This window comes from Paraburkholderia sp. BL18I3N2 (assembly GCF_003001875.1).
In the GTDB taxonomy this organism is placed as follows: Bacteria; Pseudomonadota; Gammaproteobacteria; order Burkholderiales; family Burkholderiaceae; genus Paraburkholderia; species Paraburkholderia phytofirmans.
In genome coordinates this window covers 392,961-405,342 of the sequence record NZ_PVNC01000001.1, presented here as the reverse complement: position 1 = coordinate 405,342, position 12,382 = coordinate 392,961, and the positions used below count along the sequence as shown (strand labels likewise).

Annotated in this window: 15 protein-coding genes and 1 pseudogene; 11 read left to right on the top strand and 5 right to left on the bottom strand. The window is 63.1% G+C overall.

The features are described from left to right. Positions 1–127: 127 nt before the first annotated feature. The 3 genes from B0G75_RS01900 to B0G75_RS01890 form a co-directional block, all read right to left on the bottom strand. Positions 128–409: a hypothetical protein gene (locus tag B0G75_RS01900; RefSeq protein ID WP_106300118.1), complete on the bottom strand. Its 282-nt coding sequence runs from the start codon at positions 407–409 to the stop codon at positions 128–130. Positions 410–710: 301 nt separating this feature from the next. Next, a complete protein-coding gene (locus tag B0G75_RS01895) occupies positions 711–1,145 on the bottom strand; it encodes a DUF4399 domain-containing protein (protein ID WP_106300116.1) in 435 nt (144 codons plus the stop codon). Positions 1,146–1,192: 47 nt separating this feature from the next. Further along, positions 1,193–1,597 (bottom strand): DUF4399 domain-containing protein, encoded by a 405-nt coding sequence (locus B0G75_RS01890; RefSeq protein ID WP_258194234.1) that lies wholly within the window; start codon positions 1,595–1,597, stop codon positions 1,193–1,195. 485 nt (positions 1,598–2,082) lie between these two features. Here B0G75_RS01890 and B0G75_RS41945 point away from each other — a divergent pair. Beyond that, positions 2,083–2,922: pseudogene (locus B0G75_RS41945) on the top strand (caspase domain-containing protein); the annotation flags it as partial. Next, complete coding sequence (locus B0G75_RS41940) at positions 2,899–4,053, top strand: formylglycine-generating enzyme family protein (protein ID WP_374956872.1); 1,155 nt, start codon at positions 2,899–2,901, stop codon at positions 4,051–4,053. The pseudogene B0G75_RS41945 and the gene B0G75_RS41940, both read left to right, overlap by 24 nt. 72 nt (positions 4,054–4,125) lie before the next feature. Here B0G75_RS41940 and B0G75_RS01880 read toward each other — a convergent pair whose 3' ends face one another. Next, the gene (locus tag B0G75_RS01880; protein WP_106300110.1) at positions 4,126–6,261 is read right to left on the bottom strand and encodes a serine/threonine protein kinase; all 2,136 of its coding nucleotides are present in this window, start codon (positions 6,259–6,261) and stop codon (positions 4,126–4,128) included. Positions 6,262–6,676: 415 nt separating this feature from the next. Here B0G75_RS01880 and B0G75_RS01875 point away from each other — a divergent pair, with 415 nt between their 5' ends. The 4 genes from B0G75_RS01875 to B0G75_RS01860 all read left to right on the top strand — a co-directional run bounded on the left by B0G75_RS01875 (position 6,677) and on the right by B0G75_RS01860 (position 8,244). Continuing rightward, on the top strand, positions 6,677–6,955 hold the full coding sequence (locus B0G75_RS01875) for a hypothetical protein (RefSeq protein ID WP_106300108.1): 279 nt from the start codon (positions 6,677–6,679) through the stop codon (positions 6,953–6,955). Between the two features lie 88 nt (positions 6,956–7,043). Further along, positions 7,044–7,328 (top strand): hypothetical protein, encoded by a 285-nt coding sequence (locus B0G75_RS01870; RefSeq protein WP_012425893.1) that lies wholly within the window; start codon positions 7,044–7,046, stop codon positions 7,326–7,328. 183 nt (positions 7,329–7,511) lie between these two features. Continuing rightward, the gene (locus B0G75_RS01865) at positions 7,512–7,721 is read left to right on the top strand and encodes a hypothetical protein (RefSeq protein ID WP_106300100.1); all 210 of its coding nucleotides are present in this window, start codon (positions 7,512–7,514) and stop codon (positions 7,719–7,721) included. A 316-nt stretch (positions 7,722–8,037) separates the two neighbouring features. Beyond that, positions 8,038–8,244: a hypothetical protein gene (locus tag B0G75_RS01860; RefSeq protein WP_106300106.1), complete on the top strand. Its 207-nt coding sequence runs from the start codon at positions 8,038–8,040 to the stop codon at positions 8,242–8,244. A gap of 20 nt (positions 8,245–8,264) precedes the next feature. Here B0G75_RS01860 and B0G75_RS01855 read toward each other — a convergent pair whose 3' ends face one another. Further along, positions 8,265–8,609, bottom strand: coding sequence for a hypothetical protein (locus B0G75_RS01855; protein ID WP_106300104.1), 345 nt, complete (start codon positions 8,607–8,609; stop codon positions 8,265–8,267). Between the two features lie 301 nt (positions 8,610–8,910). Between B0G75_RS01855 and B0G75_RS01850 the strand changes: the two genes are divergently transcribed. From B0G75_RS01850 to B0G75_RS01830, 5 genes are all read left to right on the top strand, one after another. Next, entirely contained in the window at positions 8,911–9,189 is a 279-nt protein-coding gene (locus B0G75_RS01850; RefSeq protein WP_012425894.1) for a hypothetical protein, read from the top strand. Between the two features lie 88 nt (positions 9,190–9,277). Beyond that, entirely contained in the window at positions 9,278–9,562 is a 285-nt protein-coding gene (locus tag B0G75_RS01845; RefSeq protein WP_106300102.1) for a hypothetical protein, read from the top strand. A gap of 183 nt (positions 9,563–9,745) precedes the next feature. Then, positions 9,746–9,955, top strand: coding sequence for a hypothetical protein (locus tag B0G75_RS01840; protein WP_106300100.1), 210 nt, complete (start codon positions 9,746–9,748; stop codon positions 9,953–9,955). Positions 9,956–10,365: 410 nt separating this feature from the next. Continuing rightward, the gene (locus B0G75_RS01835) at positions 10,366–10,653 is read left to right on the top strand and encodes a DUF3303 domain-containing protein (protein ID WP_106300098.1); all 288 of its coding nucleotides are present in this window, start codon (positions 10,366–10,368) and stop codon (positions 10,651–10,653) included. A gap of 7 nt (positions 10,654–10,660) precedes the next feature. Continuing rightward, positions 10,661–12,298: an MFS transporter gene (locus B0G75_RS01830; RefSeq protein ID WP_106300096.1), complete on the top strand. Its 1,638-nt coding sequence runs from the start codon at positions 10,661–10,663 to the stop codon at positions 12,296–12,298. The last annotated feature ends 84 nt before the right edge of the window (positions 12,299–12,382 follow it).

Genomic DNA, 12,382 nt, shown 5'->3' with positions numbered 1-12,382 from the left:
ATCGGCGCGGGAATCGGGCGGTGAAGCGGGAATGGCGTGAAAAGAACGATTGGCGGCGAAATCTTTTTGAGGAGCGGCCGGTGAGAGTCCGCGGAGGCTGTGGCGCCTCCGCGGCGGCCCGCGCCGTTTAGTGCACGTTGATGTTGTTGCTCGCGGTCACGTGCGGATCGATCGTGCTCGAGATGCCGGCGACGAACGCTGCGTTGTTGCCGTTGGCGTTCTGGATGTTCAGCGTCGTGTTGATCAGTTGGGTGGCGTCGACGGTCTTGCTGTTGTTCGGCGCATACACCGGCATGAAGTTGAAGTACGACGAGGACGGATAGTATCCGGTGCCGCCGCGCACGGCGCTCATGGCCTTGCTGTCGAGTTGTTCGGTGATGGACAGGTCTTTGATCATCAGCGTGTTCATGGTAAATCTCCTGGAAGGGAATACAGCACAGTTTGCGGTTGGGTTCGAGCAACTTGTCTGCTCGAGTGTCACTAACGCATGGGCTGTGCCAGGATTGATTTCCTATCCTAAGAAATGTGCCGACGTGCCGTGGATAAAGGGTTGCAGGGCTGGCTGAACAGAGAACGCGGAATGAAGCGATGAAGCGACGCACGGAGGATGGTGGATCACGGCCAACAACCCGTGCGAAATTGTTGGTTGGAGCGTGACACTGAGACGCTAACCGCTGCGCGGCATCACGCCGCGCAATACATAACGCGCGTCACCGCGCGATGACGGTGATCTTCTTCGAATACACCGGCGGATTGTGCGGCACATGCATGTCGTCGCCCATCAGCAATTGCAATGTGTGCTTGCCTGGCGGAAGTTGAATCGTGGTTTCCGTTTCACCCGCACCGAAGTGCAGATGATTGCGATCCGACGGAATCTCCTGATCCATCGGCGGCAAGTCCGTGTCGATCAGCAGATGATGGTGGCCGGTATTCGGATACTTGACGCCTTTCGGCGCCACGCCCATGTAGCGCAGGCCGAACCATACCTTGAACGGTTTGTTGGCAGGCACCACCTGGCCGTCGTTGGGATAGCCGATATACTCGTGGGCGCCGGCCGGCGCCGGCGTCGTACCTGCAATGGCGGTATTCGGCGAAGCCAATGCCGCCGACATGACGAGCGCCGCGACCGCGATGATCTTGTACATGAAGGTCTCTCCGTCCTGACGGATTCGCTTTGAACGAACGGATCGCGCTAGTCTTTTAGCACGGTGATGGTGATCTTTTTCGAATACACAGGCGGCACATGCGGCACGTGGTTGTGGTCGCCGAGAATGAGCTGCAATGTGTGCTTGCCCGGCGGCAACTCGATACGCGCGTCAGTCTCACCCGCGCCGAAGTGCAGGTGATTGCGGTCCGACGGGATCTCCTGATCGAGCGGCGGCAGGTCGGTGTCGATCAGCAAATGGTGATGGCCGGTGTTCGGGAACACGACGCCTTTCGGGCACACACCCATGTTCCGCAGTCCCATGCGCACCCACAACTTGCCGCCGTGAATCACCGTGCCGTCAGACGGCCAGATGATGTATTCCTCAGCGCCCGGCGGCGACGCCGTTTGCTCGGCCGCCGCAAAGACGCTCGGCACCATGTTGCCGAACATGAGGAGGAGCGTCGCGCGCAACGTTCGGCGCAATACCTCGCGACGCGCCTGCGATCCATGACGCACGCCGAGAACGACGGGGGCAACGGGGGCAACGGGGGCAACGGTTCTTCGCATAGCGCACTCTCCCGAAGAGGGGTCATGGCCAGCCCGGCTGCACGGGGCAGGCCGGGCGTTCCGACTGGATGTCGCGGGCGTACGCGCGATGGGACGGCCACCTGGTTAAAACGAGCTTGCCGCCCTACTTTGTGAAATTAGCTTAGGACGTAACTTGCCAAAAAGATACGCCACACTCGTTAACCGTATGACACATTCGGGGCACGCGGACAGTTGTGGCGCGCAAAGCGCGTGCTATCGTTATTAAGAGGTTGCAGATGGATGGTCGATAGCGGCGTCGATGTTTCGCGCGATTCGCGCCGGCGGTGGCCGCGAGTTGTGCAGTCCTCGATTGCCTATGTTCTGTCCGGAACAAACAGGATGTGAAGATGTGGCGAATATTCATGCTGGTGTGCATGGCCGGGGCAATGCAGGCGCATTGGGGCGATGCTTTTGCGGCGCCGCAACGTGAGGGCGCCGAACGGGGTGCCAGTGAGGCGAGCTTGCCGCGCACGCTGGTTGCTCCGTTCACGCCACAACGTGACAACGCGTTTTCTCCACGGATTGCGCTTGTGATCGGTAACGGCGCGTACGGTGCGCACGGTGTCGATGATACGGGTCGCGATGGACCGCAAGCGGATGCGCTGCTGGAGAACGCGCCCCGCGACGCCACAGCCATGCGCGACAAGCTCCAGACGCTCGGCTTCGACGTCATCATGCGCACGAATGCGACGCCGCAGCAAATGCGCGAGGCCATCGGCGAATTCCATCAGCGCTTGCGGGCGGGCGGCGTCGGTCTGTTTTATTTCGCCGGACACGGCATGCGGATCGGCCCGCAAACACTGCTCATTCCCGCAGGACTCGATGCCCGCTCGCCGGCTGCGGTCGTGCGCAACGGTGTCGATCTGCACACCGTATTGCAGGCGATGCGCGGGCCGCGTGACGGCCGGCTCAATCTCGTGATCCTCGATACGTGTCTGAACGATCCGTTCCCGGCGACCTCGACAGACGATACATCCGCGCTTCCCCGCAATACAGTGGTCGCCTACGCAACCGCGCCCGGCGGTTTCGCGGCGGACGGCACGCGGCACGGCATCTATACGAATGCATGGCTGCACGCGCTCGACAGCGCTGCGTCGCTAACGCTGGCGGACCTTTTGCAACGCGTTGCAGCGCAGGTTCGCGACGCCACCGGCGGCGAGCAAATGCCGTGGGTTGCCGCTTCGCTTCCTCGGCCCTTGCTGACGGCGGATGCCGCATCCACAGCGCGGGACAATCCCATCGTTACGCTGCACAGCAGAGGCATCCTGCCGAAAGACAGCAGCGAACAATATGAAATCACGTTCTGGAATTCGATCAAGGACAGCAACTATCCCGGCGACTACGAGGCGTATTTGAAGGCCTATCCGAACGGCCGCTTCGCCACGCTCGCTCACGCGCGCATCGACCGCTTGCGTGCTGCGGCGACGTCGAATGCGCCGTCCGCAGCCACGCCTGCTGCGCCTTCAGCAGCGCCCGCGCCGCAGGTCGCGCGGCCAACGCCGCCGGCTAGTACCCCGCCGCCCAAACCCGCTCCGAGTGTCGCCCCGCCCGCTGCGCCACCCGCGGCGGTCGCGCAAAAGCCCGTCACGCATGCACCGGTTGCCGGCGAAAGCCGCGATTGCGCGACCTGTCCGATCATGGTCACCGTACCCGCCGGTTCGTTCTCGATGGGCAGCAGTACCGACGACCCGTCCGAGAAACCCGTTCATCACGTGACCATCGGCGCGCCGTTCGCGATCGGCAAATACGAGGTAACGGTCGACCAGTGGAACGCGTGCGTCGCCGCCAATGCGTGCCAGAAACTCACGCCGGAAAGCAACACTAACAAAGCCGCACCGGCGCGCGACCTGAGTTGGGACGACGCGCAGCAGTACGTGAAATGGCTGAGCAAGACGACCGGCAAACCGTACCGCCTGCCCACCGAAGCGGAATGGGAATACGCGGATCGCGGCGGCACCACCAGTGCCTACTGGTGGGGCGACCAGATGCGCAAGGGCAACGCCAATTGCAAGGACTGCGGCGACCCGTGGCACAAGGAAGGGCCGGAGGCCGCAGGCTCGTTCGCACCGAATCCGCTCGGCCTGTACGACATGAACGGCAGCGTCTGGGAATGGACCGCCGACTGCTGGCACAACACCTACCAGAGCGCGCCCGCCGATGGTCATGCATGGGACACTCCCGGCTGCGACATGCGCGTGATTCGTGGCGGCTCGTGGCGCGAAGGCGGCAGCTACATGCTCAGCGCGACACGCTTCAAGTACAGCGCGGGCGTGCGTCAGTCGCAGGATGGCTTCCGGGTCGTCAAAGATCTGAAGTGACTTGCCGGGGCTGCGTTCGAGTCTCGATCGGACTCACAGCCCATCACGAGAGAAACCGCGCTCCCGCTCCGCTCAGGGCGAGCGCGGTTTCGTCGTGATCGGCGCAAAATCGGCGACGATGTGATCGCGGCCGTATTTGCCGCCGATCTGCGCGAGGCGTGCATCGAGCGCGCGCAGATAGTCGGCGCGCGATTCGCTCTCCGGGCGCGGCTTGTCGAATAGCGGCGCCGGCGTGATCAGCAGCACCACCATCTCCGATCCGAACGGCTTCGAAATGATCCAATCACCGGCGCTGCCGACCGTGGCGGCGTAGTGCGGCGGCGCCTGATTGTCCTTTGCGCGCGGGCTCGGCACCATGTGCACGACGCTGCCGTCGAGTTGGTAGTAGTCGAGGTTCACATACGAGTCGTAGCCCGGCGTGGTGACGTCGACCACCAGCGGGTCGCCGTCGCTCAACTGACCACTTGGCGGCCGCACATGCAAGGCCGCGACGTGGCCGGCCTGCATGTTGTGAATCCAGTAGGGCGCGAATGCCTTGATGGTGTCGCATTTGTCGTCGGCGAGCGGCTCGACCTGGAGCGTCAGCGTATCGACGCCCGGCAGCGCCGCCAGCGTGTCTTTCAGATGCGCCGCGCCATAGTGCTGCGAGACGTAACCCCGCACCGTCAGCGAGTGATCCTGGACTGAGGCGGATAGCGCCGAACAAGGGACTTGCGCTAGCGCCGGTGTGACGGCGGCGAGAGTCAGTGCCGGCTTCGGCGTGGGCTTCACTGCGGGCGCCGCCGGTGGCGTAGCCGGCACTACCGCGACCGGACTTGCCGGCGGTGCCGCGGGCGGTGCGGTCACCGTCCCTTCCGAAATCGACGAAGCCGCCTGCCCGGTCAAAGCCTGCGATGCGCCTGCCTGCGTCTGTGGTCCGTTATGCCGGTTTGCCCCCGAGCGGAACGCGAACACGCCGACCGCCGCGGCGCAAACCACCGCAAAACCCGCGAGCCCCACCTTCGCCAGCGTGCCCGACTTTTCCGCGCGCGCTTCGTTATCGAACTCCGCGATGAAGCGCGCCACGCTCGGCATGCGCGTATTGCGATCGAACGACAGCGCGGCACGCAGCGCGCGCCATTGTTTTGAATCGAGATTGGCCGGCCGCTGCGGTTTGAAATCGGAGTTGCGGGCTTGCGTCGCGGACAAGCGGTCGAACGGATGGTGTCCGGTCAGCAACTCATACGTGATGCAGCCGAGCGCGTAAATGTCATCGCGCGGATCCGGCTCCCGGTGCTCGATCATTTCCGGACTGGCATACGCGGGCGTCAACGCGCCGAGGCTGCCCGGATCGAAGACTGTCGCATCGCTCTCTTCTTCCGGACGCTGGAACACGCGGGCAATGCCGAAGTCGATCACTTTCACTTCGGCGTTCGTCGTGAGAAACACGTTGGCGGGTTTGAAGTCGCAATGCACGAAACCGCGTTCGTGCGCATAGGCGAGCGCGCTGCACATGCCGCGCACGATCGGCAGCGCCGCGCGCACCGGCATGCCCTGATAGCCCGGCGTGCGCAGCAACTGGCTGAGCGGTTTGCCGGACAGATACTCCATCGTCAGATAGACGATCGGTCCATCGCGGTCGAAGTCGTACACCGTGATGATGTTGCGATGTGCGAGCACTTGCGCCTTGCGCGCCTCCCGCTGCAGCGCGACGAGTGAATTCGGGTTGCCGCGGAACTGGACGTTGAGCACCTTGATCGCGAGATACGGTTTGCGATCCGAAGCCTCGAGCTTGCGCAGATCGAGCGCCTTATACACCGTGCCCATGCCGCCGACGCCGAGGCATTCCTCCAGCACGAAACGGTTGTTGAGCGTGTCGCCGGTGCCTTTGATCTGGTCGTGGCCCGTGGTGCTGCCGGCGCCCGCTGCGTTGGCTGCGCTGCCGGTGCTTGCCGACCGTATCGATGGGATCTCGACGGTGGTCTGAATGCCGGTTTCGTCGCCGCCCGCCGCCACATTCGAGACGCGCAACTGCTCGATGCGCCGCCGCACTTCCACGTAAAGATCGTCGGGGAGCGGCGCCTTGCGATGTGCCGCGCCGAGCATGTCCAGCAGCTGCGTGGGCCCGAGCCCTTCGGTCGTCAGCGTGCTGTCGAGTTGAGCCACGAACTCGTCACGGGACAGCTCGCCGTTCTGAAAGTCGTGAATCACACGCGCAAGGCTAGCCATATGTGCGAAGCGCCGCCGCTGCCGTCGGGCCGGGTCGCGTGCGACCCAGGCCTGTCGGGCTGATAGAGAACCTTTCGTAACCAGTTACATGTGCCGCTTCGATACTAGCTCCCGCTCTGTCCTTTCGCAAACCAGGATTGCCCCGCTGCCTGCGCAGGGCGTCCATGTCGTTCGTTATCCAACAGCATGCGGTGGTCTGTCGGGCATGTGCCGTCAGTCGTTCAACGCTTCCGCGCGGCAATGCGCCGGTGCGCGGCCCGCACGGCGACGCGAAGCCCTTGCACCACAGGCCTTCTCCAACTTTCTTAGGAACCTTGAATAAAACTGGCACAGCCTGTGCATTAGTGACACCCGAGCAGACAAGTTGCTCGCACCCGACCGCAAGACCCCGACCTTTACCTTCTGGAGATTCACCATGAACGCACTGATGATCAAAGACCTGTCCATCACCGAACAACTCGACAGCCGCGCCATGAGCGCCGTGCGCGGCGGCACCGGCTACTATCCGTCGGCCTCGTACTTCAACTTCAGCCCCGTCTTTGCTCCGAACGACAGCAAGAAGGTCGACGCCACCCAGCTGATCAACAACCAGCTGAACCTGCAGAACGCCAACGGCAACAACGTCGCGTTCGCCACCGGCATCAGCTCGACGGTCAACCCGTACGTCACGACGAGCAACAACATCCACGTGTAATACGTGGCGAGGCGGGGCGCCCGGCTCGCCGGCGCGCCTCGCCTGCCGACGATTACCCCCGTCTTCCGCGCACCTTTGGAGAAGCACCATGTCATCCCTCATGATTCGCGATCTGTCCGGCACCCGCGAGCTCGACCGCCGCGCCATGTCGGCGGTGGCCGGCGGCACCGGCAGCAGCGTGCCCGGCCTGCCCTCGGTCGCCGGCCTTGGCGGCATTGCCAACGTCAACGTCTCGATCAACCAGAACCTCAACCAGATGCAGTACGTCAACGTCGCCGCACTCAACAACGTCGGCGTGATCGGCGCGGGCTTCGTGCCGCTGCACCTGAACGTCAGCCCGTCGCTGTGGGGCGCCAACAACGCCACCGTGTGACGGCTTGCCATCGTGAGGACCGGGGGGCCTCGCGAATGCCGGCAACTCATCGCCGGCCGGCGAGTTGCAGCGAGATTTCCTATACTGATTGTGCGGGGAGACCTCAGCACATTTCACGACACACCCGAGCGGCGGCCGGCGCATTGCACCGGCGCGCCGCTCGATTTCATTCCTGGAGCCACCATGACCAAGCTGATCATCAGGGACCTCACCGCTAGCGTCGAACTCGATCGTCAGGCCATGACGGCCATCGTCGGCGGTGCGCGTATCGGCGCGCGGCTGAACGCGGCCGTGCCGCTGGTGCCGGCCTCGGCACGCGTGGTCGAATATCCGCCGGGCTTCCCCGCCGCGCATCAGACGATTGCCAAAGCGGCCATGCAGCGCAAACCGTAGCGCGCCTCGCCTGGGCGTCGCACAGTCACGACAACGGCACGCGTCACACACGCGTGCCGTTTGCTTTTGTTGTCGACAGAGCGCCATAAGCCGACATCCCACCATCGATTGGTGGGAACTCGCCGAACAGTTCCGTCGAATTTCAAGCTCACTGAACGCCATAGTCGAAGAACGCATATCGTCTATTGCCTGCTGGTCTTGCGTTGCCGCCTCGCATTCTGTTCCTCGTTCATTGCTCGTAAATTGGCATGCCCCTTGCAGAACCATGCTTGAGCACCGCACCCGTGCTCACTCATCCACCTTCAGGAGTAATGCCATGAAATCCAACATCATCATCAGGGATTTGCCACGTTCCGCAGATCGCCCACACGACGAAACGACACTCACCGCGGCGCAGATGAAGACTCTGCGGGGCGGCCGTTCCGTCGTCGTCACCGTCGACCGTGGCCCCCTCGGCCAGGTCGACGACTTCGGAATCAACACCGCCATCTTCGAAGGGCGTATTAAGGGACCTTACTTATAGGACGCGCGAAGTGTCCGCAATTAGAAACAGGCCCCCTTCACATCTTTGCCGTTCGAGGGGGGCCTGTTCATTGATGGGATGAATTCCCGCTTGTCGTTTTCCCATCGATGCTTGCCCTTTGCCACGCAACTCATATCAAGCGGCGTCGCCTCGACGCTCACACTTGGACGCCCCGACGCGAACGAGATCTCTGCGGCCATCGCTTCGTCCAGGCCAACCAATCCATTGAATTCCCCGCTCGACGTCATCCGGTGCGCGACGGCATCGGACAGTCCCACGCCGGCGAAAGCGTCACAGCCGTGCGCGCTGTGCTGCGAATCTCGCGCACGCTGTCGTCTGTTCCGGATCAAAAACACCTTCTGCATCCTCCCGAGTTTGAACGCCCGGTCAAGACCTAGCCCCTTCGCCGCTGCCCGTGTCGTTCGTTATCCAACAGCATGCGGCGGTCTGTCGGGCGTGTGCCGTCAGTCGTTCAACGCTTCCATGAGGCAATGCGCCGGTGCGCGCCCGGCACCGCGGCGCGAAACCCTTGCACCACAGGCCTTCACCAACTTTCTTAGGAACCTTGAATAAAACTGGCACAGCCTGTGCATTAGTGACACCCGAGCAGACAAGTTGCTCGCACCCGACCGCAAGACCCTGACCTTTACCTTCTGGAGATTCACCATGAACGCACTGATGATCAAAGACCTGTCCATCACCGAACAACTCGACAGCCGCGCCATGAGCGCCGTGCGCGGCGGCACCGGCTACTATCCGTCGTCCTCGTACTTCAACTTCAGCCCCGTCTTTGCCCCGAACGACAGCAAGAAGGTCGACGCCACCCAGCTGATCAACAACCAGCTGAACCTGCAGAACGCCAACGGCAACAACGTCGCGTTCGCCACCGGCATCAGCTCGACGGTCAACCCGTACGTCACGACGAGCAACAACATCCACGTGTAATACGTGGCGAGGCGGGGCGCCCGGCTCGCCGGCGCGCTTCGCCTGCCGACGATTACCCCCGTCTTCCGCGCACCTTTGGAGAAGCACCATGTCGTCCCTCATGTTTCGCGATCTGTCCGGCACCCGCGAGCTCGACCGCCGCGCCATGTCGGCGGTGGCCGGCGGCACCGGCAGCAGCGTGCCCGGCCTGCCCTCGGTCGCCGGCCTTGGCGGCATTGCCAACGTCAACGTCTCGATCAACCAGAACCTCAACCAGATGCAGTACGTCAACGTCGCCGCACTCAACAACGTCGGCGTGATCGGCGCGGGCTTCGTGCCGCTGCACCTGAACGTCAGCCCGTCGCTGTGGGGCGCCAACAACGCCACCGTGTGACGGCTTGCCATCGTGAGGACCGGGGGGCCTCGCGAATGCCGGCAACTCATCGCCGGCCGGCGAGTTGCAGCGAGATTTCCTATACTGATTGTGCGGGGAGACCTCAGCACATTTCACGACACACCCGAGCGGCGGCCGGCGCATTGCACCGGCGCGCCGCTCGATTTCTTTCCTGGAGCCACCATGACCAAGCTGATCATCAGGGACCTCACCGCTAGCGTCGAACTCGACCGTCAGGCCATGACGGCCATCGTCGGCGGTGCGCGTATCGGCGCGCGGCTGAACGCGGCCGTGCCACTGGTGCCGGCCTCGGCACGCGTGGTCGAATATCCGCCCGGCTTCCCCGCCGCGCATCAGACGATTGCCAAAGCGGCCATGCAGCGCAAACCGTAGCGCGCCTCGCCTGGGCGTCGCACAGTCACGACAACGGCACGCGTCACACACGCGTGCCGTTTGCTTTTGTTGTCGACAGAAGCGCATCGCCATAACCAGATAACGCAAACGCCCCACAAAATATTCCAAAACTAGCGACGGCGCAGTTCGCTTCTTCGCCATGAAATCGCACGTGTGCAATTGGCCTGGTGAATGTCCGCCCGCGGCGACGCCGCCCGCCCCACGCTCACCTATGATGCTTAGGACGCCACGTGGTTCTTTACCGCTGTCCGCCAATAGCACGTACTATCCGGACAGCTTGCTGGCGCAGAACTGAACACGACGCACCGCATCCGCGACGCGCCGTACCCATAAGCGACGATGGCAGCGCGCCACGAGCCGGCATCGCCATTTCGGATTGGAGGCGCGCAATGAAATTTATCGTCCAATGGAACGGTCTACCGACCGCGGAGAATTCCGTCATCGAACGTTTCATGAAGACCGGCGGGCAAATGCCGGACGGAGTCAAATTGCTGGGACGCTGGCACGCGATCGGCGGCTTGCGCGGCGTTGCAATCGTCGAGGCTGACGACAACCGCGCGATGGCGGCACTGGCGCTCGACTGGGGCGACCTGCTCACGATGGACATCTCGCCGGCCCTGACCGACGAAGACCTGGGCGCTGCTCTCGGCAAACGTATGGCAGCGGGTAACAAGTAAGCACGCTATGAGCACCGGGGTCACCGCGCCGCTTCCGAGCGGGCAACTGCTGCCGTTCCGCGAATCGCTGCTTGCGATGCTCGGCATCGCTTTCGTCGCGATGCTGGTGGCGCTGGATCAAACCATCGTCGGCACCGCGCTGCCGCGCATCGTCGCCGATCTGAAGGGCTTCGATCTGTACGCGTGGGTCGCGACGTCGTACATGCTGGCCTCGGTCATCACGATTCCCATCTTCGGGCGGCTGGGCGATCTGTTTGGCCGCAAGCGGTTTCTGATCGCGGCGATCCTGTTGTTCACCGGCGCGTCCGTGTTGTGCGGCTTTGCCAGCAGCATGTTGTTGCTTATAGTTTCGCGTGGACTGCAGGGAATCGGCGGCGGCATTCTGATCGGCACGGTGTTCGCCACCGTCGCCGATCTGTTTCCTAATCCGAAACTGCGACTGCGTTGGCTTGTGTTCGTCACGTCCGCGTTCGGCGTGTCCAATATGATCGGACCGACGCTCGGCGGAATGCTCACGCAGTACGGCGGTTGGCGGCTGGTGTTTTTCGTCAACGTGCCGGTCGGGCTCGTCTCGCTCCTGTTCGTGCAGCGCTTTTTGCCCCCGCTGCTTCATCTAAGGCGCAAAGGTCCCGTGCGGCTCGACTGGCTCGGCGCGTTCGTGCTCGCGGTCACGTTCGGCTCACTGCAAGTGCTCATCGAACTGTTTCCAAGGCGCGGCATCGACACGACGACCATCGCGCTGACCGTCGTAGCTGTGACTTGCGGGCTGATTCTCTGGCTATGGGAGCGGCGCATCGGCTATCCAATCGTGCCGGTGGACATGCTCATGGACCGCAAGCTCTCCGCGCTGTTCGCGATGTCGGTGCTCGGCGGCTTCGCGCTCTTTTCGCTGGTGTTTTATGTGCCATTGCTGTTTCAGGGCGGCTACGCGATGTCCGCGCATGACTCGGGCATGCTGATTACGCCATTGCTGCTCGGCACGACCGTGGGCAGCGTGCTCAACAATCGAATCGTCACACGGGTCCGCCGCGCGAACGGCATCATGTACGTTGGCTTCGCGCTGTCCGCGCTCGCCTGTCTGAGCGTCGTCGTCTTGCGAGGTACGGAACCGCATCTCGTGTGGGCCTCGTGCATGGGCATCAGCGGGCTCGGACTCGGACTGGTCGCGACCAGCCTGACCGTCTGTTCACAGCAGATCGTCGGGCGGGACCATGTCGGCGCGGCCACCGCGCTGCTTCAATCGCTGCGGACCTTCGGCGGCATGCTCGGCACGGTGATGACGGGCGCGTTGCTCGGCCATCTCTATTCGCGCGGCGTGCATCGCTCGCTCGATTCCTATCAGGCGACGCAGTGGTTCAAGTCGTTCGCCAGTCCCGAGTTGCTGGTGGATCGTGCGGAACAGGCCGCGCTGATCAATCGTCTGGTGAGTGCCGGCCAGTCAGGCGACGCCATGATGAGGTCCGCACGCGAAGCCCTGGTGCAGTCCATTCACATCGGCATTCTGGTGGCCGGCGCTGCGGCGTTGATCGGTCTGTGCCTCGCCTGGTTCGTGCCGCCGGTGCGCATCAGCTATCCGGAAACCGAACTTGCGCCGGATGGGCAACCACCCGCCGACGCCCTTCCCCCGCACCGCAGCGTACTTTGAGCCCGCCGCCGGTACACCCTCGAATCTTCTTCTTGCGTTCTGTATCAGCCGATATATAATCGCTTTTTATATCGACCGATACAG

Excerpts from the sequence above, each read along its gene's own strand:
- B0G75_RS01900 (WP_106300118.1), bottom strand. The coding sequence starts at position 409 with ATGAACACGCTGATGATCAAAGACCTGTCCATCACCGAACAACTCGAC.
- B0G75_RS01895 (WP_106300116.1), bottom strand. The coding sequence starts at position 1,145 with ATGTACAAGATCATCGCGGTCGCGGCGCTCGTCATGTCGGCGGCATTG.
- B0G75_RS01890 (WP_258194234.1), bottom strand. The coding sequence starts at position 1,597 with ATGTTCGGCAACATGGTGCCGAGCGTCTTTGCGGCGGCCGAGCAAACG.
- B0G75_RS41940 (WP_374956872.1), top strand. The coding sequence starts at position 2,899 with ATGCCGTGGGTTGCCGCTTCGCTTCCTCGGCCCTTGCTGACGGCGGAT.
- B0G75_RS01880 (WP_106300110.1), bottom strand. The coding sequence starts at position 6,261 with ATGGCTAGCCTTGCGCGTGTGATTCACGACTTTCAGAACGGCGAGCTG.
- B0G75_RS01875 (WP_106300108.1), top strand. The coding sequence starts at position 6,677 with ATGAACGCACTGATGATCAAAGACCTGTCCATCACCGAACAACTCGAC.
- B0G75_RS01870 (WP_012425893.1), top strand. The coding sequence starts at position 7,044 with ATGTCATCCCTCATGATTCGCGATCTGTCCGGCACCCGCGAGCTCGAC.
- B0G75_RS01865 (WP_106300100.1), top strand. The coding sequence starts at position 7,512 with ATGACCAAGCTGATCATCAGGGACCTCACCGCTAGCGTCGAACTCGAT.
- B0G75_RS01860 (WP_106300106.1), top strand. The coding sequence starts at position 8,038 with ATGAAATCCAACATCATCATCAGGGATTTGCCACGTTCCGCAGATCGC.
- B0G75_RS01855 (WP_106300104.1), bottom strand. The coding sequence starts at position 8,609 with ATGCAGAAGGTGTTTTTGATCCGGAACAGACGACAGCGTGCGCGAGAT.
- B0G75_RS01850 (WP_012425894.1), top strand. The coding sequence starts at position 8,911 with ATGAACGCACTGATGATCAAAGACCTGTCCATCACCGAACAACTCGAC.
- B0G75_RS01845 (WP_106300102.1), top strand. The coding sequence starts at position 9,278 with ATGTCGTCCCTCATGTTTCGCGATCTGTCCGGCACCCGCGAGCTCGAC.
- B0G75_RS01840 (WP_106300100.1), top strand. The coding sequence starts at position 9,746 with ATGACCAAGCTGATCATCAGGGACCTCACCGCTAGCGTCGAACTCGAC.
- B0G75_RS01835 (WP_106300098.1), top strand. The coding sequence starts at position 10,366 with ATGAAATTTATCGTCCAATGGAACGGTCTACCGACCGCGGAGAATTCC.
- B0G75_RS01830 (WP_106300096.1), top strand. The coding sequence starts at position 10,661 with ATGAGCACCGGGGTCACCGCGCCGCTTCCGAGCGGGCAACTGCTGCCG.